Annotated in this window: 19 protein-coding genes; 9 read left to right on the top strand and 10 right to left on the bottom strand. The window is 36.8% G+C overall.

The window, feature by feature from the left end:
• Positions 1–7 precede the first annotated feature (7 nt).
• Entirely contained in the window at positions 8–1,180 is a 1,173-nt protein-coding gene (locus IGL90_RS05110) for a class I SAM-dependent rRNA methyltransferase (RefSeq protein WP_048737808.1), read from the bottom strand.
• Positions 1,181–1,437: 257 nt separating this feature from the next.
• Between IGL90_RS05110 and IGL90_RS05105 the strand changes: the two genes are divergently transcribed.
• The 3 genes from IGL90_RS05105 to IGL90_RS05095 all read left to right on the top strand — a co-directional run bounded on the left by IGL90_RS05105 (position 1,438) and on the right by IGL90_RS05095 (position 4,919).
• Positions 1,438–3,546 carry an LTA synthase family protein gene (locus IGL90_RS05105; RefSeq protein WP_002357869.1) on the top strand — a complete coding sequence of 703 codons (2,109 nt, stop codon included), beginning with the start codon at positions 1,438–1,440 and terminating at the stop codon, positions 3,544–3,546.
• A gap of 105 nt (positions 3,547–3,651) precedes the next feature.
• Complete coding sequence (locus IGL90_RS05100) at positions 3,652–4,353, top strand: hypothetical protein (protein ID WP_002360505.1); 702 nt, start codon at positions 3,652–3,654, stop codon at positions 4,351–4,353.
• A 14-nt stretch (positions 4,354–4,367) separates the two neighbouring features.
• A complete protein-coding gene (locus IGL90_RS05095) occupies positions 4,368–4,919 on the top strand; it encodes a hypothetical protein (RefSeq protein WP_033594967.1) in 552 nt (183 codons plus the stop codon).
• Between the two features lie 38 nt (positions 4,920–4,957).
• On the opposite strand, the gene IGL90_RS05090 is transcribed toward IGL90_RS05095, so the two are convergent.
• Together IGL90_RS05090 and IGL90_RS05085 are read right to left on the bottom strand one after the other, a co-directional pair.
• The gene (locus IGL90_RS05090; protein ID WP_002377728.1) at positions 4,958–6,415 is read right to left on the bottom strand and encodes a sensor histidine kinase; all 1,458 of its coding nucleotides are present in this window, start codon (positions 6,413–6,415) and stop codon (positions 4,958–4,960) included.
• Positions 6,415–7,134, bottom strand: coding sequence for a response regulator transcription factor (locus IGL90_RS05085; protein WP_002381953.1), 720 nt, complete (start codon positions 7,132–7,134; stop codon positions 6,415–6,417). Before IGL90_RS05085 ends, IGL90_RS05090 begins: the two co-directional genes overlap by 1 nt.
• A 214-nt stretch (positions 7,135–7,348) precedes the next feature.
• On the opposite strand from IGL90_RS05085, the gene IGL90_RS05080 reads away from it, so the two are divergent.
• Complete coding sequence (locus IGL90_RS05080; protein ID WP_002369540.1) at positions 7,349–8,128, top strand: Cof-type HAD-IIB family hydrolase; 780 nt, start codon at positions 7,349–7,351, stop codon at positions 8,126–8,128.
• A 17-nt stretch (positions 8,129–8,145) separates the two neighbouring features.
• On the opposite strand, the gene IGL90_RS05075 is transcribed toward IGL90_RS05080, so the two are convergent.
• Positions 8,146–8,352, bottom strand: a complete 207-nt coding sequence (locus IGL90_RS05075) for a hypothetical protein (protein WP_002357875.1) — start codon at positions 8,350–8,352, stop codon at positions 8,146–8,148.
• Positions 8,353–8,583: 231 nt separating this feature from the next.
• Here IGL90_RS05075 and IGL90_RS05070 point away from each other — a divergent pair, with 231 nt between their 5' ends.
• Together IGL90_RS05070 and IGL90_RS05065 are read left to right on the top strand one after the other, a co-directional pair.
• Positions 8,584–9,360: a threonine/serine exporter family protein gene (locus IGL90_RS05070; RefSeq protein ID WP_025187328.1), complete on the top strand. Its 777-nt coding sequence runs from the start codon at positions 8,584–8,586 to the stop codon at positions 9,358–9,360.
• 11 nt (positions 9,361–9,371) lie between these two features.
• On the top strand, positions 9,372–9,833 hold the full coding sequence (locus IGL90_RS05065) for a threonine/serine exporter family protein (protein WP_002377734.1): 462 nt from the start codon (positions 9,372–9,374) through the stop codon (positions 9,831–9,833).
• A 31-nt stretch (positions 9,834–9,864) separates the two neighbouring features.
• Here IGL90_RS05065 and IGL90_RS05060 read toward each other — a convergent pair whose 3' ends face one another.
• The 4 genes from IGL90_RS05060 to IGL90_RS05045 form a co-directional block, all read right to left on the bottom strand.
• Positions 9,865–10,632 carry an ABC transporter ATP-binding protein gene (locus IGL90_RS05060; protein ID WP_048737804.1) on the bottom strand — a complete coding sequence of 256 codons (768 nt, stop codon included), beginning with the start codon at positions 10,630–10,632 and terminating at the stop codon, positions 9,865–9,867.
• Positions 10,629–11,516: an ABC transporter permease gene (locus IGL90_RS05055; protein ID WP_002357879.1), complete on the bottom strand. Its 888-nt coding sequence runs from the start codon at positions 11,514–11,516 to the stop codon at positions 10,629–10,631. Before IGL90_RS05055 ends, IGL90_RS05060 begins: the two co-directional genes overlap by 4 nt.
• 24 nt (positions 11,517–11,540) lie before the next feature.
• A complete protein-coding gene (gene trpX, locus IGL90_RS05050; protein ID WP_010712341.1) occupies positions 11,541–12,530 on the bottom strand; it encodes a tryptophan ABC transporter substrate-binding protein in 990 nt (329 codons plus the stop codon).
• Between the two features lie 1,021 nt (positions 12,531–13,551).
• Complete coding sequence (locus IGL90_RS05045) at positions 13,552–14,211, bottom strand: hypothetical protein (RefSeq protein ID WP_048737831.1); 660 nt, start codon at positions 14,209–14,211, stop codon at positions 13,552–13,554.
• Positions 14,212–14,430: 219 nt separating this feature from the next.
• Between IGL90_RS05045 and efbA the strand changes: the two genes are divergently transcribed.
• The 3 genes from efbA to IGL90_RS05030 all read left to right on the top strand — a co-directional run bounded on the left by efbA (position 14,431) and on the right by IGL90_RS05030 (position 16,977).
• A complete protein-coding gene (gene efbA / locus IGL90_RS05040; protein WP_048737802.1) occupies positions 14,431–16,143 on the top strand; it encodes a fibronectin-binding protein EfbA in 1,713 nt (570 codons plus the stop codon).
• A gap of 155 nt (positions 16,144–16,298) precedes the next feature.
• Positions 16,299–16,562, top strand: coding sequence for a hypothetical protein (locus IGL90_RS05035; RefSeq protein ID WP_002381957.1), 264 nt, complete (start codon positions 16,299–16,301; stop codon positions 16,560–16,562).
• A 73-nt stretch (positions 16,563–16,635) separates the two neighbouring features.
• Positions 16,636–16,977 carry an iron-sulfur cluster biosynthesis family protein gene (locus IGL90_RS05030; protein WP_002391631.1) on the top strand — a complete coding sequence of 114 codons (342 nt, stop codon included), beginning with the start codon at positions 16,636–16,638 and terminating at the stop codon, positions 16,975–16,977.
• Positions 16,978–17,015: 38 nt separating this feature from the next.
• Here IGL90_RS05030 and IGL90_RS05025 read toward each other — a convergent pair whose 3' ends face one another.
• Both IGL90_RS05025 and IGL90_RS05020 read right to left on the bottom strand, forming a co-directional pair.
• Complete coding sequence (locus IGL90_RS05025) at positions 17,016–17,474, bottom strand: DUF441 domain-containing protein (protein ID WP_002357887.1); 459 nt, start codon at positions 17,472–17,474, stop codon at positions 17,016–17,018.
• A 473-nt stretch (positions 17,475–17,947) separates the two neighbouring features.
• Positions 17,948–18,997: an oxidoreductase gene (locus IGL90_RS05020; protein ID WP_010712336.1), complete on the bottom strand. Its 1,050-nt coding sequence runs from the start codon at positions 18,995–18,997 to the stop codon at positions 17,948–17,950.
• Positions 18,998–19,019 lie beyond the last annotated feature (22 nt).

The raw sequence follows: 19,019 nt of genomic DNA, 5'->3' as shown, positions 1-19,019 counted from the left end.
TAAAAAATTATTTTTCAATTTCGATAAACAGGACTTTTAAGTAATTACCTTCTGGAAAATTAGGATTCACTTGAAAGTCTGCCGGTAATTGATACGTGTCCGTAATCTTGTAACGAACATTTTTCTCTTGCAAGGCAGTAATCACCATTTTTTTATATTTGGCTAAGGATAAATTTGCCGCATTGGTTGAGGCAATAAGCGTTCCCTTATCCGTTAAAATATCAATAGAATCTTTCACTAGCTCCCCATAATTTTTAGCAACGGAAAAAACTTTCTTTTTGTTGCGAGCAAAACTCGGCGGATCCAAAATGATCATGTCATAACTCAAGCCTTTACGTGAAGCATATTTAAAGTAGTCAAAAACATCCATGACAATAATCTTTTGCGGGGCAAGATTTAAATGATTGACTTCAAATTGCTCAGTCGTTTTCGGTAAGCTTCGTTTAGCTAAATCCACACTAGTGGTGGCCACGGCCCCCCCCATAGCGGCAGCTACTGAAAAAGCACCTGTATAACTAAACATATTTAAGACTGTTTTACCTACTGCAAAACCATCTACTAATCGACCACGAACTTCTTTTTGATCTAAAAAGATGCCTGTCATTAATCCTTCGTTTAAATAGGTAGCAAATTGAACGCCATTTTCAGTGACAAGTAATGGCTCGGGTGCTTGTTCGCCATACAAAAACTGTGATTCGGGTAAATTTTTTGTGGAAAAGCGAATCTTTTCGTAGGCACCAATAATGTCAGGGTAAACTGTGCGAAACGCCGTCAAAAGTTCGGCTTTTTTCTGATAAAGGGTTTCATTATACCATGAAAAAACGGCGTAATCTGCATAGCGATCGATGATCACTCCCCCAATGCCATCCCCTTCTCCATTAAATAATCGATACGCGGTTGTCAGCGAATCCTTTTCAAAAGACGTCCGCTTCTCACGACTTATTTCAAAGAGTTGTTGAAAAAAAGATTGATTAATTGGTCCATGCCATGACAGCAACCAACCAATGCCTTTATTTTGTTCGCCTAAATATCCTTCAGCTAAGCGCTGGCCTTTACTATCAATCAAAGTAAGCCAATCTGTTGGCAACGGCGCCGGCACTTGTTGCAAATCTTCTTTCTGAATTAAAGGATATCCTTTTTTAAATTTATGTTCTGCTTTTTTAGTTACTTGAAGTTTCATTCTGTACACCTACTTTTCAAAGTCCTATCTAGTATAGCAAAAAAAGGCCCATCTGTCTTTAAAGGATTCAAGCTTCACGTCATTTAACGAACTAAAAAGTTTAAGGAAATAGTAAGTTTTCTTTAACATCATCATTCCTCACTTCGGTAAGAATTGACATAAAATTTGTGAAAGAGTAAAATTAAAGTGATATTGTAAAATACGAAATTTACCTAATTTTACTTTTATAGAATCATCGTTTAGAAAGGACGTTTATTTTGAAAAAATTATTTAAAACAAATATTTTGAACACGCGACTGGGGTTATTCTCGCTAATCGCCATCTTACTGTGGCTAAAAAACCTCTTTGCGTACGCCGTTGATTTCCATTTACGTTTGGAAAATATTAACGAGTATTTCATACTCTTAATTAATCCAATTGCCACAACGGTCTTTTTATTAGCCATCGCTTTGTATGTTCGCCGTAAAAAAGCTTCTTATATTACAATGATGATTATTTACTTCTTGATGAGTTTACTGCTCTTCTCAAATGTCGTGTATTATCGAGAATTTACTGACTTCATCACAGTTAATACGATGCTTGGTGCTGGCAAAGTAGCTAGCGGTCTTGGCGAAAGTGCCTTACGTCTCTTTAGACCTTATGACGTCATTTATTTCTTAGACTTCATTATTATTGGCGTATTATTATTAACGAAAAAAATTAAAACAGATGCGCGTCCAGTCCGCGCACGTGTAGCAGTCTCTGTCACACTCCTTTCTGTTGTCTTTTTCTTATTCAATCTATTTATGGCTGAAACAGAACGTCCCCAATTATTAGGACGTCAATTCTCTCGTGACTATATCGTGAAATTCTTAGGCTTAAATGCCTTTACCGTATACGATGGCATTACAACTTACCAAACAAACCAAGTCCGTGCCGAAGCCAGTGCTAACGATATGAAACAAGTTGAAGATTACGTGAAACAACAATATGCGGCACCCGATGATAGTAAGTTTGGTATTGCAAAAGGCAAAAATGTAATTTATATCCATTTAGAAAGTTTCCAACAATTTTTAGTTAATTACAAATTAAAAGATGAAAATGGCGTAGAACACGAAGTCACACCATTTATCAATAGTCTTTACAATAGTAAAAGTACCTTTAGCTTTGATAACTTCTTCCACCAAGTTGGTCAAGGAAAAACAAGTGATGCCGAAACGTTACTTGAAAATTCACTATTTGGTTTAGACCAAGGTTCACTTTTTACACAAGTTGGTGGGAAAAATACGTTTGAAGCAGCACCCGATATTTTAAAACAAACGCAAGGTTACACTAGCGCTGCTTTCCACGGAAATGCCGGTAACTTCTGGAATCGGAATGAAACCTATAAACGTTTAGGCTATGACTATTTCTTTGATGCTAGTTATTATGATGTTAATTCAGATAACTCATTCCAATATGGGTTACACGATAAACCATTCTTTAATCAATCCGTTCAATATTTAGAACATTTACAACAACCCTTCTATTCTAAATTTATTGCTGTATCCAATCATTATCCTTATTCTCAATTTACAAACGATGAAGCAGGATTCCCAATTGCAAAAACCTCTGACGAAACAATTAATGGTTATTTCGCAACAGCGAATTATTTAGACAAAGCGGTAGAAGAATTCTTTAACTACTTGAAATCTTCAGGTCTCTATGAAAACTCAGTCATTGTTCTTTATGGCGATCACTATGGGGTTTCTAATTCAAGAAACCAAAACTTAGCAGAATTAGTAGGTAAAACCAAAGCAGATTGGAACGATTTTGACAACGCCAATATGCAACGTGTTCCTTATATGATTCACGTTCCTGGTCAAGAAAATGGCGGTGTGAACCATACGTATGGCGGCCAAGTTGATGCCTTACCAACCCTTCTACACTTGCTTGGTGTCGATACGAAAAACTACATTCAGTTAGGCCAAGATTTATTCTCTAAACAACACAATCAAATCGTTGCTTTCCGCAACGGCAATGTTGTAACACCTAAATATACTATTTTAGGTTCTAGCATTTACGATACTAAAACAGGCACTTTAATTACAGAGCCAACCGAAGAAGTTAAGAAAGAAGTCGCTGATTTAAAAGCCAAAGCGACGAAACAATTAGAAACGTCTGACCAAATTACTAACGGTGACTTGCTTCGTTTCTATACCAATAGCGGCTTAAAACCAGTTAACCCAGAAGACTATGATTACAAGAACCAATTGCAACAACTGGAAGCAATTGAAAAAGAAAAAGGTGAAAAATCAACGAGTGTTTACAGTAAAAACAATAATAAATCAACCGTTGATGAATATCACACTGACAGTTATCAAGGCTATCAAAAAACTGGTAAATAAATCTTCAAAAAGCTTGAGCAATTTGCTCAAGCTTTTTTGCTACTTTTTCATAATTAATTCATATTATTTCACTATACTAAAGATAGTTTAGAGAGGTGAAAGTTGATGAGAAGTGTCCGTTACGCTACAGCTAGTAGTTTTTATCATAAAAAAATCACGTTAATCACTGCACTCTTCTTCTTCCTGTTCTCTTTCTTATTGACTGGGCTGTTTAACTTGATTGATTTTGAAAAAGAGTTTTTACGAACGATGCCAGACTTTGTCGATATTGAAAAACAAACTAGTTACCATTACCAACTGATTCAATACTATTGGCACCTCTATCTAGGTAGTGTCATTTTCTTTGGTGTTACTTTTCTTCTGTTGATGTATGTGACATTACGCATAAAAAAGGAAGAAATACATACATGGTATCACATGCACTTTTCAAATATGTATGTCACCAAACAGCTCTTACTAGAGTTATGTTTACCGGCTCTATTAGGAATTTTCAGTTTTTTACTTTTCACTTTAATGTTTCAAGAAACGTATAATACTGTTCTTTGGGCTGCTCGTGATGCTATTTTACAGTGGTCTCATTTGGAAACTCCAGCATTTTTAGCTAAAAGTACCGACCAGGATGTCACGATTACAAATATCCAGCATTTAGGGATTCAAACGATCCAAGCATTTTCTTTTGATTTTAAAAGTATGCAGTCGCTTTATACAATCCGTAATTGCTTTGTTAACTGCTTAATCTTGCTTGGCATTCCTCTTGTTTGCGGGACTCCTTTCACGTTGATTTATTTACGCACACATAAGAAATAAGGGAGGGATTTTCTATGAATGTCACACCATCATTCAAAAAAATAACCGAAAAAAAATCCTCATTCGACGCGTTAGCTTTGCGAGAAGTTTATGGAATCATTTATTCTGCTCCAGAACAAGAACTCGCATTGGCCGATTTTTTTCAAACAAATCAACTAACCATTACTAGGCTTTCTTCTAGTGAAACCTTTCTGCCCTACTTGCCATTAGAAGAAAATTTATTTATCGCTAGTACAATCAAAGAACGGGATCGAAAAGTAGTTCTAGCCGAAGCTTTCCAGATGTTCCAATTAGAACCTGCCTTACTTGGTCGTTCCTTTACTTCTTTTACGACTTTTGAAAAAATTAAAATGCGGATAATACAACTTTTGCTTTCAAAAACAAGTACGTTAGTGATTGATGACATCTTTTCTTCATTAACGATTGGACAACGTCAAGAAATTTTACCTCAATTAAAAATAGCAGTTCAAAAAAGAAACAAGCGCTTGCTATTTCTGACAAAAGATCCACAAATTATTGATAGTCCCTATGTGCACCCCCTGTCTCTACATGCGTTATTAAATTAAAGAAAACGTCTGGCACTGATTGTGACCAGACGTTTTCTTTAGTTTTCAGTAATTTCAACATCAGGAAATGAAATAATAAACGTGGTGCCTTTACCAGGTTCACTCTCAACATTGATTTTCCCTTTATGCAAGCGGACCAATTGTTGAACGATTGGTAAGCCTAATCCTGATTCTCCATATTTAGTATTTTTACGGGATGGATCTACTTTGTAATAACGATCCCAGATATTCAAAATTTGTTCTTCCGTCATGCCGATTCCTGTATCAGAAATACGGACAATAGTTTCTAAATAGCCTTTTTCTAAAGCAATATGAATTTCGCCATTTTCAGTAAATTGGATAGCATTTTGAACAATATTGACAACTACTTGAACGAAACGATCATAATCGGCATACACATCAATTGGTTCGGTGGTGTCTAAATACAATTGATTACCGGCGGCTTCAGCTTTGGCCGTTAGTTGAGTCACAATATTTTCTAAAGCTTCTGTTCCGTTGAACTTCTTCACAACAATTTGAATCTGGTTGGTCCGAATTTTTTCATAATCAAGATTTTCATTGACTAAGCGAATCAAGCGAGCGGTCTCATTTTGCATCAGTTTAATCGCATTCTCTTTTTGATTTTCAGGAATAGCATTATACTGCAATCCCTCTAACAAGCCATTAATAGTTGTTAAAGGCGTCCGCATTTCATGAGAGGCATCCGCCATAAATTGACGACGGCGCTCTTCTTGACGATTGATTTCTTCTTGTGATTCTTTTAAAGACGCGGCCATTTTATTAAAATCTTCTGCTAGGTCATCAAATTCATCTTTGTCATGGACTGGTAATTGAATATCAAAATTTCCACTAGTAATTTCTTTGGTGGCTTTACGCATCCGATTAATTCGTTTCACTTGGAAAGTCGCAAATAGATAACTTAGTAACAAGGCAATCACACCAGAAAAAATAAAGCCTTTAATCAAGTTTTGTGTCACGGACTGGACACTTCGGTCAACGTTTTTGGCAGGTTGTGTAATAACTATTGCACCAAGCAGATTATTAGTATTTTTATCACGCACAGGCAGCATCACATAAGCTGAAGTATTCTTTTCCCCATAGATATCAATATTTTCTGTTGCATAAACACGATTACCTTTCATGATTTGATCCCAATTTTTATCGATTAAGGAAAAGTCTAATTTTTTTGTGCTATCAACTGGTGGGTACTGCACTACGCGGTCCTTGTTAATAAACACAAATTGCACATCTTGCTTCTGGAGTACGCGCTCAGTCAACTGAAATGAATAGGATAAAACATCTCGATCTGAAACACCTGCAACATTAATAAAAAAGTCACGTGTTTCTAAAGCCGATTCTGCATAACCATACAGCTGTTCATAGTTATTTTCTTGCATTGTGCGCTTGGTCAATTGTGTGAAAGACGTTCCGACAATGAGAATAATCAGAGCGATCACACCTATAAAAGCAAGTAATTGTTGATACAAATACTTCATTAAGCAACACCTGAATCGTCGAATTTATACCCTACGCCCCAAACCGTTTGGATGACTTGAGGACCCACTTTTTCAATTTTTTGTCGTAATTTTTTGATATGGGCATCAACTGTCCGTTCATCGCCAAAGTATTGATAGTCCCAAACCAATTCTAGTAGTTGTTCGCGTGAAAAGACTTGGCGTGGTTTTTTTGCTAAAGTGTATAGCAAATCAAATTCTTTAGGTGTTAAGCCTTCGATTAATTGATTATCTAAATATGTTTCTCGTGTTTTCGTATTCATTTTAAAATGATCCGTAATCACATCAAACGTTTCATCTGTATTCTCAGACGTATCATGCGCAGCCTCTGCCACCTCGGCACGACGATGTAGAGCTTTCATCCGTGCAATCAAAGTTAATGGACTAAATGGTTTTGTCACATAATCATCCGCACCCATTTCAAGGCCAATTACTTGGTCACTTTCAGAATCACGAGCGGTCAACATAATAATGGGAACATTGGCTGAAACTTTGCGAATTTCACGACAAACAGCCATCCCATCCATACTAGGTAAGTTTAAGTCTAACGTAATCATGTCCCATTTTTCTGGCGAAGCAAGAAAAGTCGCCAATCCTTCTTTGCCATCATCTTTAAAGGTAGCTTCCCACCCTTCATTTAAGAAAAACATTTGCATCATTTCTGAGACGGATTCATTGTCTTCAATCATTAATATATTCATTTCATTCACTCCTTATTCACTTTTCATAAAACTGCTCTATTGTAGTATACTCTAAAATTGAATTTGTACCAACCGATTCTATATTTCTTCAAAAATCCTTTACAGAACCATCAAAAATCACTTTTTTTCCTGCTCTTTTAAAGAAAACGAAGGGAACCCATTGTCTTTTCAGAAAAGTTTGTTAAAATAACAAGCGTAGAGAGGATGTTAGGGTATGGATAAAATGAAAGCTATTACTTTTTTTGATTTAGATGGAACTTTGTTAGATGGAACATCGCAAATTACTCCTGAGATTACCGCAGCAGTGGCGGCCTTGAAAGACAATCAAATTTTACCTTTAATTGCGACAGGACGGACCTTGTGTGAGATTCAGCCAATCATGAAAGCCAGTGGTATTGATTCTGCGATTGTAATGAACGGGCAATTTATTCATTATGAAGGAAAAACGATTTATTCAGATGAATTTACAACAGAGGAATGTGTTTCACTGCATGAACATGTCAAACATCGTGGTCATGAATTGGCTTTTTACAATGAGCGCCGTATTTTTTGTACAGGGCATACTGGCACAGTGAAACAAGCCTATGATTATATTCATTCAGCTGTTCCAGAAATTGATCCCACAGGTTATGAGAATGATGCCGTCAACATGATGTTGGTCTTAAGTCAACATGGCGATGATGATGAATATTACTATGAGCGGTTTCCTGAATTGACCTTTTATCGCAATGGTCCTTTTTCAATTGATATTGTTCGTAAAGGGGTCTCTAAAGGCTCTGGTGTCAAAAATCTTTTTAACACCTTGGGATTAAACGGCATTCCCACTTATGCCTTTGGTGATGGCATCAATGATTTGGCGCTGTTTGAGGCCTGTGATTATGGAATTGCCATGGGTAATGCGCGAGAAGAACTAAAAGAAAAAGCCACCTTTATTTCAACTAAAAATACTGAGAATGGCATTGTTAATGGCTTGAAAAAATTTGATTTACTATAAGAGAAAACTACCTTCTTCTATTGATGTACTTTAGAAGAAGGTAGTTCTTTTGTATGTTCATTTTTCTTTTTCTGCTGAGCACAGAGAGCTACTCCCACTACTTGAATCAGCAAAATCGCTCCCAACAAACAACTTAATACGATGTTTCCTGATAGGATTGTTCTTCTGATTAAAATAATTAATACGACACTGCTAATTCCGTAGAGTAACCATTGGTTGTCCATTTTTATTGACCCCTTTGTTTTTCTATGTTTAGGATAGGATGTTTCCTACTAAAATGCAAGGAAAGATCCTAGATTCTTACAACTAACCCATAATTTTTACTAATTCCTTATTTGTTTTCATTTATTCTTAAGATTCGTTTCATTTTTGTAAAAAATCACACTTTTTTTCTATCTCTGTTTTAAATTGCGTACAGTTCTTAAAAAAAATGATACACTAAAAGTGAACTCGAAATGAAAGGAGCCATTCCTTTGGTTAATAGCGAAAAAAGAAAACAATTAATTATTGATACATGCATTTTAGCTGGAAAAATTATGCTGGAAAGCGGATCTGAAGTATATAGAACCGAAGATACAATTACTCGGATTGCAGCAAATGCTGGTGAGCCAGAGAGCGTTTGTTACACGACGGCTACAGGGATTTTCGTGGGTTTTCGTTCCAGTAATTATACGCAATTAGAAAACATCCCCCAGCGCTCGATTAATTTGGAAAAAGTTAGCCTTGTCAATCAGTTATCAAGAGAATTTGCGCAAAAAGAGATTACTCTACCAGAGCTTTATCAGCGCTTAACTCTATTAGAAACAGATACCCCCACTTTTTCAATTTCGTTACGCTTGTTAGCAGCCGGAATTGTTAGTTGTACGTTAATGTACATTTTTGGTGGCACTTGGCAAGATTTTATTGCAACTTTTTTTGTTGGCGGGATTGGCTATGCCAGTTATCTTTTTACCCAAAAGTTATTCCAAGTTCCTTACCTCGATTCATTCGCAGCCGCTTTTGTCATTGGTTTGTTGGCCTATTTGGCTGTGCATTTTCGCTTAGCAGTCAACATCGATAATATTATTATTGGTGCGGTGATGCCGTTAGTTCCAGGTGTGGCGATTACGAACTCTTTTCGCGACATTTTAGCCGGCCACCTCATCAGCGGGACGGCGCGAGGGACAGAAGCTATTTTTATTGCTGGGTCTGTTGGCCTGGGAATTGCCTTGATTTTTAAATTATTTATGTAAGGAGTGTTCAAATGGAACTAATTTTTCATCTTCTCTTTAGTTTTTTAGCGACTGTGACGTTTGGTATTATCACGAACATTCCTCGTAAAGCACTGGTGGCTTGTGGCATTACTGGCATGACAGGCTGGATGATTTATTATCTCTTAACGCAAACTTTTGATGCTAGTCAAACCTTTGCAAACTTTTTAGGAACGGTCGGATTAGGAATCGCTAGTATCTTTTTTTCCCGTTACAAAAAAATGCCGATGATTATTTTTTATATTCCAAGTTTGGTTCCTTTAGTGCCAGGAGGCCCTGCCTATCAAGCGGTTCGGAGCATTTTATTAGGAAATATTGATGACGGTTTGCAGTTGATTTTAAAAGTTGTCTTTACTGCTGCAGCTATCGCAGCGGGCTTTATGGTGACCTCGCTACTGGAACGAATTGTCAAACGTTTTTTCCCCAAGCGACTCTTCCGATTGGTCAAAAAATAAAAAAACAAGCTCATTTTCTGAGCTTGTTTTTTTATTCTACTTCTTCAAAGAACAGCAACAAATCTTGTAGCGTTAATTGTGCTTTTTCAGCAGCGTTTAAATCTTGAACAATTTTACCTTTTTGTAAAACAATTAAACGATTGCCATATCGTAAAGCATCTTCCATTCGATGGGTAATCATTAAACAAGTTAAGTGCCCTTCTTCAATCCGTTGTTCCGTTAAGTGCATCAACTGCTTGGATGTTTTGGGATCTAAGGCAGCAGTATGTTCATCTAAAAGTAATAATTCTGGTTTTGTGATAGTGGCCATTAATAAACTTAAGGCTTGGCGTTGACCGCCAGAAAGGTTACCTGTCGGTGTATCCAGATGATTTTCCAAGCCATTGCCAACTTCTTGACAGATTTTTGTAAACAAGGCGCGTTGCTCATTTATCTTCCGTAATGTTAAGGGACGTTTTTGTCCGCGTTTCATGGCAAGCAATAAATTTTCTGCCACAGTCATTCTTGGTGCTGTCCCCATTTTAGGATCTTGAAAAACACGCGCTAGAGATTTGGCCCGTTTGACTTCAGAAAGATTGGTGCGATTGACTCCTTCAATTAAAAATTGTCCTTCTGTTAGTGTCAAAGTTCCTGCTAAACTATTGAATAGCGTACTCTTGCCTGCGCCATTTCCACCTAAAACAGTAATGAAGTCCCCAGGATAAATGGCTAAGTTCACATGATCCAAAATCACTTTTTTTTCATTCATCCCATTATCAATGATTTTTGTCGCATTTTTTAATTCAACAACTGGTTTCATTTCGTTTCCCCCTTATCAGAAAAGCCGTGTAGTCGTAATGCTTTTTTTAATTGCGGGATCATTAAACAGATTGCTAAAATCACTGCTGAGAAGATTTTCAAATACGTTGTATCAAAGCCTAATTTAATCACTAATAAAATCAATAGTTGATAAATAATACTGCCTACAACAATCGCCATCAACCGTTCACCAAACGTTAATTCTCCAAACAGTACTTCACCAATAATGAGTGAAGCTAAGCCAATTACAATGACACCGGTTCCTTTACTTACATCCGCATATCCATCATTTTGGGCAATCAAAGCGCCAGATAAGCCAATCAAGCCATTTGATAAAACCAATCCTAAAATTTTCATGCGATCCGTTTGAATGCCAATCGAGCGAGCCATTTCTTCATTGTCGCCTGTCGCAATATAGGCTTGTCCTAAACTAGTATTAAAGAAAAATAACAGTAAAATCATTACCACAGCCAAAACACTAATCCCTAAAAAAATAGTATCATAATAATCTGGTAAGGCCATTTTTTGAAAAACATCTTGAATCTTCGGTTGGTTTAGTAAAGACTTATTTGGCGATTTCATCACAAATAAAATCACGGAATTTAAACCAGACATCACTAAAATTCCTGCTAAAATAATTGGAATTTTTCCTTTTGTAAATAGTAAACCAGTCACTAAACCGGCAAGCATTCCTGCGCCGACCCCTAAAAGAGTCGCTACAAATGGTGAAACCCCTGTTGTAATGGCAGTTACACAAACCGCCCCTCCTAACGGAAATGAACCTTCTGTGGTCATATCTGGAAAATTTAAAATACGATAAGTCATAAAGATACCTAGACCTAACAAGGCCCATAACATTCCTTGTCCAATTGCTGAAACAATCATCGCTTCTCCTACTTTCTTTGATAATTAGTTAATCAATTTCGATTTTTTTGCTAACTCTGCGGGAATCGTAATTCCTAACTTTTGCGCTTGTTTTTCATTGATAATTGTGTCGCCTGTATTAAAGGTATAAATGGGTGTAGTTGCTGGTTGACTTTTTCCAGACAGAACCTCTGCTGCCATTTTGCCGGCTTGTACCCCCAACGCATGTTGATTAATCCCAACAGTTGCTAAACCGCCTTGTTCTACCATTGTATCCACCGAAGGAATAATCGGCGTCTTAGTTCGATTTGCTTCTCCGACTACCGTTTGCATGGCATTAGCAATCGTATTATCAGTTGGTATATAAATCACATCTGTTTCCTTAGTCATCACTTGAACCGTTTGTGCAATTTCATTACTTGATGGCACAGCATATGTTTTCACTGTCAATCCTTTGGCTTCAGCTGCTTTCTGCGCTTCAGCTACTTGGTATCGAGAGTTTTCTTCTGAGGAAGCATAGAGAATACCTATTTTTTTGGCAGCTGGTATCAATTCTTTTAGTAAATCCATCTGGGCTGACAAAGGAGATTGATCACTAACACCCGTAATATTACCGCCTGGCTTTTGATTGTCTTTCACCAATCCTGCACTAACAGGGTCCGTAATGGCGCCTAAAATGATCGGGATTTCTTGGGTAGTGTTGGCTAACGCTTGCGCAGCTGGCGTGGCGATGCCAATTAAAACGTCTGCCTTTTTTTGTACTAATTGTTGACTCATGATTGCTAACTTACTCTGGTCGGCTTGACCATTTTGAAAAATAATTTCTAAGTTTTTGCCTTTGTCATAGCCATTTTCCTTTAACCCTTCCTCAACACCTTTATAAATTTCATCCAATGCGGGGTGACTGACAAACTGCAAAACCCCTACAGTAACTATGTCTTTCTTTGAATTCGTCACTTTTTGATTCACAAAAAAAGCACCAATTAAATAAATAGCTAATAAAGACACGACAAACGTTAAACGTTTATTTTTCATTTTGCATTCTCCTAACTGCCCTTTTGTTTGGCAACTTTTTCTTTTTAATAATAAAACCATTATCTATAGGGCGTTTCTTCCGTTGAAAGTGAAACTGAGATTCATAATCCTCTGCTTAGTCAAAATCCTAGGAACACTTTTTTACAAATGTCAGGATTTAGCTGCGACGAGGATCGCAATTTTGGTGAGAATCGCAGGAGCACTTTTCTACGATTGTGACAACGTTCTCTTCGCTCACCTTGTACTACTCATCACTCTTGAAGGCCAAACTGCGGCGAGTATACGCAGCCTGCATCTACTCTGTCACTTCGTGTCAATCGTAGTGCTTGTCAGGATTTAACTGCGACGAGGATCGCAGGAGCACTTTTTCTACGATTGGGACAACGTTCTCTTCGCTCACCTTGTACTACTCATCATCTACTCTGTCACTTCGTGCCAATCGTAGTGATTCGTAGCAAAAAAACAACGACTTATCCTAAGTGTTTAGGAGTGGTCGTTGTTTTTTTGCAAAACAAAAACCACATAGATGGGTCCTCTATGTGGTCGTTTTTTCTTCTTGAATATAACCAGCATAGATACACTTTTTAGAATAAGTCTTCTAAAGTTGTATCTATGAAAGAATCATACATACAACTATCTACGCCAGTTTTGCCATGATTGGTGCATTTCTTTTACGTTAGATAATTGTGTCATGTATTTTCCCTCCTAGTTATGTTGTTAAAGGTAGTCTACACTATATTGATTTTGTTCGTCAAGAAAAAGTTTTTATTTTCTTGCATTTCTTTTACTTCTAAAAAACGAGCCACTCTTATGAGAGGCTCGTTTTTCTTTATTTCAGCATATTTACCACTTAATTGTTTCGGTTTCTTTCAATTTTCACGGGAACTTTAACTGCTTGTTTTTGCGATTGAATCAGCCATAAACTTACTAAAATCGTCATTGAAATTACTAATGCCATCGAAAATCCCCTCTTTCTAATTCCTTAAAACTTTCTACAATCTAAGTTTAACATAGCTAGCTATTATTCACCAGTTTCTGGTACTGTATCAGTGCTTTCTGTCGTCGTTTCAGTAGATTGAGCAACGCCAGTCGTGCTGGTCGTCGTCTGTGTTTCAGCGGTCTTTGCTGCTTCTTTTTCAGCTTCTTGCGCCGCTTTTTGCTGGTCTTTCAAAACGCCAGCCATTGGTAATCGATTTAATTCTGGTATTAATTGTGTTTTTAAATCCATAGATTTTTCGACAACCGTCCGTGTCTTTTCTTTGCCATTTTCAAAGAAAACAAGCGTAATCTCATCGCTGCTAACATTGTATTGCTCTTGTGCTTTGCCAGCATTATAAATTAACGGATAGATATACAGCGAACGATGAAATTCATTCATTTTATCTGAATTAAACAGCTTCACCATTTGATCGTATTGCTTGCCAGATGGTTTAGCAAACATGACTGACATGGCTCCTGTTTCTTGGATTTTCTTGTCTGCTGTTTTGTAATCTAAGACACTGACTTTCTCTGATTTGATGGGTCCTGCGACTAACGATTCAACTTGAGCAGCTCGAATATTTTTTTGCATCGTTGGAATAAAAATGATTGAGCCAATTATTAATACTAATGCTACAATAGCGGTAATCATTAACAGTTTTCTTTGTCTTAATTCATAAAGTGCCTCTTTTAGTTCTTCCATAAAATTATTCAACTTCTAATCGCTCCTCGCTTTTAGTTCTTATCTATTATACTAATCATTTTCTTTCTTGCCTACCCTTGCGCTTTAATTACTAAAAAAACCAGCAAACTTCCCCAGCTTTCTAAGGAAAACCCAACTCCTTTTTAACAAGCTTCTTTCTTAAATTCAAAAACTCCGCTATAATAAAGCTATTAGTCGGAAAGAAACGAGGGATTTATTATGTCATTTGATGGCGTATTTACTCATAGCATGGTTCATGAGTTGACAGAAACACTCGTAAGTGGCCGGATTTCAAAAATCCATCAGCCTTATGAAAACGAAGTCGTTTTAGTCATTCGTGCGAAAGGTAAAAACCATAAATTATTATTATCAGCACATCCTAGTTATGCGCGCATACAACTATCTACAATTACCTATAGCAATCCAGAAACACCTCCTAATTTTGTGATGATGTTACGAAAATTTCTAGACGGTGCCATTTTAGAAACGATTCAACAAATAGAAAATGATCGCGTGATTCACTTCACCTTTTCAAAAAGAGATGAACTAGGTGACTTACAAAATATTGTTTTGATTGTTGAATTAATGGGACGTCACAGTACTATCGTTTTAGTTAACCAATCTTCTGGAAAAATCTTAGATGCGATAAAACACATTGGAATGAGCCAAAATAGTTATCGTTCGTTGCTTCCTGGAGCAACTTATATTGAACCGCCAAAACCAATGGGACTTAATCCGCTCACGGCCTCAAAAGAAGAAGTCTTTGCGCTTCTTTCTACAGCTCCTGAATTAAACGGACACTATTTACAACAACATTTCCAAGGTCTAGGCAAAGATACAGCAGACGAATTAAGTGCCCGTTTACTTGCACAACCAAATGAAAAAATGGCCATCTGGACGGAATTTTGGTCCTCAGTCACTGAAGCTGTTGTACCGACATTAACAGTTACTGAAAAAAAAGAATATTTTACGCCCATTCCTTATCAATCATTAGTTGGTGAACAAACAACGTATGCGACACTCAGTGAATTACTAGATGCCTTTTATTCTGGTAAAGCAGAGAAAGACCGTGTCAAACAACAAGGCGGCGAACTAATTCGCAAAATTGAAAATGAACTAAAAAGAAATCAAAAGAAACTTAAAAAATTACAACAAACCTTAGCCGATACAGAAAACGCTGAAAATTACCGTCGCGACGGAGAACTATTAACAACCTTCATGGCACAAGTCCCAAAAGGAGCCACCGAGGTGGAATTACCAAATTATTATGAAGAAAATGCACCGTTGCGTATCTCGCTAAATCCTGCACTTTCACCTAATCAAAATGCACAAAAATATTTTCAAAAATACCAAAAATTGAAAAATGCTGTCCGAGTTGTTAAGACACAAATTCAGCAAACACAACAAGAAATTTCTTATTTAGAGTCAGTTGTGGCACAACTTGAAATTGCGACACCAATGGACATTGAAGTGATTCGTGAAGAACTGATTGAACAAGGCTATTTAAAACGTAAAAAAAATAAAAAACAAAAACAGCCGAAAAAAAGCCAACCCGATCTTTTTTATGCCACAGATGGCACACCTATTCTCGTTGGAAAAAACAATTTGCAAAATGATCAATTGACTTTACGAACCGCTAAAAAAACTGATTATTGGCTCCATGCCAAAGATATTCCTGGATCTCATGTAATTATTCGTGACGCACATCCTAGCGAAGAAACCCTTACTGAAGCCGCACTTCTAGCAGCTTATTTTTCAAAATATCGACTTTCTTCACAAGTGCCTGTTGACTATGTCCAAGTAAAACATGTGCATAAACCCAATGGAGCAAAACCAGGTTATGTGATTTATGAAAACCAACGAACGTTATATGTGACGCCAACAGAAGAATCGATCAAAAAAATCCAGCAAAATAAGGTTTCTGCTTCCTAATTATATTAAACTAAAAAACAACGTACTGCCGATTGATCGTACGTTGTTTTTTTGCATTGGTAAAAACATTTATCAAGTGATAAATAACACAAGTAAGCTCAATTAGTTTACAAACTAGCTATTTCTCTCTATACTGACTGTTGGAGGTGAAATTCATGGTCTTTTTACACATTATTTTTGGGATGTTTGCCTTTATTGGCGCTTTAGGTTTAGGTGTCGCCTTCCGCGATAGCTTTACAGAACTTTCAACACCAAAGAAAGCAGCGATTATTTTATCTTACGTAGGTGCGATTGGTTCAACAGTCCTAGGGTTCACATCAGCAACAAAAAATCCATTTGTTTTAGCTGCAACAGTTGTCTTAGTTGTCGCCTTTTCTATTGCTCTTTTCAAAAAAAGCAGTAAAGAAACAAGCAAATAACAAAACCTTTGAAGAGCGGCATAGCGACAAGCTACCCTCTTCCTTTTACATACTATTTAAAGGAGTGAGGCAAATGTCTCTGACTATTTCTGAAGAAGTAAAACAACGTTTAGCCCCTTTCTTAACTGAAACGAACACCTTCTTGTTGGTAGCAAATGACGGCTCTAATCCTTATTCTTCCGCAGAAGGTTGTTGTATGATTGGCGATCGTTTCATTATCGTTCCTGTTGATCAAGCAGAAGCGCCTTATACTGAAACAATTGCTAATGATTCTTTTCACGTCTATACTTCGACGTATGACCAAATGTTTTTAACAGGGCATTTACAGCTAGTGATTCATCCGAATGCGGGAACCATTACTTTAAAAAATGAAAGTGGCATATTAGATAGTAATGTGGACATTTATCAACACTAAAAAAGCAAACAAAACGTTTACGCGTTTTGTTTGCTTTTTTAGTGTTGAAAGGCTTGAAAGGTAGTAATGATTACGTACATCATCCCCGATGCAATAATCGGACCAGCTGCAATTCCTTTTAAAAAAACGACGCCAAGAATCGTTCCAAAAACTAAGGCCACCGTAATCTCAGGCGATTGATTAATTAAACCTACTCCTTTTGAGGATAAAACAGCTACCAGAATTCCACAAAGTATCCCCAGCCATCCCATCGGTGTTTTGAATGATTGGATTAAATCCTTTAAGCCAATTTGTCCTGTAGCAATCGGGACTAAAATGGTAATTGAAATAATTGTGACACCTAAATTAATGCCTTTATCTGACAACCACGACATGATTTTCGCACTATTTGGTAAAGCTTTTAAAGCAAGCACAACAACTGACGCAATTAATAAACTTTGATTTTTTGCAACAAACGCAATCAAGGCAATCAGTAGTAAAAAAAGCCAACTTTCCACTGGTTGTCCTCCTTTCTGATTTGGTTCTTTCGTTAACCAAACTTTCTTGTCTTTCCTATTTTAGCAAAGAACCTCTTTAATTACCATTCAGCTTCAGTAATTATTGTCTTTTTCACCCGAATCTTGCTTAGAAAAAACGAGTTAAAAATTAATTTTTTCTCATAACAAGCCTTTTTCTCTTTGAAAAATTATTTTATGAAGTATACTAATATTAACTATAAAGTAGTTTACTTGCATTTATACTGGATATTCGATATCCTATTTAAGGCTCTTCAATTGAGCGAGCATCACAAAAGACATTTTAGTAGCAATTCTTGGGGAAGTAGTGCTACTAAGATGTCTTTCCTTTTTTTATTTTTACTAACAATATACGTTTCTTATATTAAAATTCACAATTCTTTATAAATAAAAGCGCCTGCCCCACAGTTGTCTGGACTGTGGGTCAGGCGCTTTTCAAGTCATTTAAATACGCTTTAGTTTTCTTTCAAACGATAAACACTTGGACTTGGGTTAAGGAAACCAGCTTCTAAAATTTCGATGTTAGTTAATGCTTGCTCTTTAGTTACTAGTTGCGGTGCACCATTTTTCAACGTTTCATAGACGGCATCATAATAACGACCGTAATCACCTACAGGCGTTTTAATTTGTTTTTTAATCCAGTCGCCATTGCCATTACGGTAAGTCACTTCTCCATAATACATTGGTGAATCTTCTCCAAAGCCTGGTGCATCCGGCATGATTCCGGCTTTTAAATCATTTTCTTGTTGATCTTCGCCATATTTGATGAACGAGCCATTGCTACCATGAACAATAAAACGTGGATACGGACTAGCGACAGAATGATTCGTTTTAACTTTTACTTTTAATTTTGAACCATAATGTAAATCGACGTCAAAATAATTATCGACTGCCTCACTCACTTCATTATTACGAATATCATAAGTGACTTGATCTGGACGCCCGAAAAGAGCAATCATGCGATCCATTAAATGAATGCCTAGTCCGTAAAACGAACCATTTTCTTTAGGTCCTTGTTCCGTGATACTTCCTGGTCGATAATAATCAATATGTGTTTCCACTTCATTGATTTCTCCTAAAAAGCCTTGCTCTACTACTTGCTTCATCGCTAGGTAATCGCCGTCGAAACGTCGATTTTGATAAGGCATCACTACTACCCCTTTTTCTTGCCCTAAAGCAAATAATTCCTCTGCGTGTTCTAACGTATCACAAAATGGTTTTTCCACAATCACTGATTTACCAGCTAAAATGGCTTGTTTGGCTAAATCATAATGTGTATGCGCAGGCGTACAGATTGTGATCAATTCAATTTCTGGATCCGTTAATAATTCATTAAGGTCAGTGGTAAAATTTACGCCTTTTTCTTTAAAGGGCGCTGCTGCTTTTTCATTAACATGTAAATCGAAAATTGTTTTCACTTCTAGTGTTTCTCGAATCATTACGTAAGGTAAATGGTAGCGGTTGGCACTTTTACCAAATCCAATAAACCCCATTTTTACTGTCATATTTTCCACACTCTTTTCTTAT

Origin of the sequence: Enterococcus sp. DIV1307a, assembly GCF_050537425.1 — a bacterium.
Classification (GTDB): Bacteria; Bacillota; Bacilli; order Lactobacillales; family Enterococcaceae; genus Enterococcus; species Enterococcus faecalis.
Note: the sequence above shows the minus strand (reverse complement) of the source record. Positions and strands in the feature narration are given on the sequence as shown.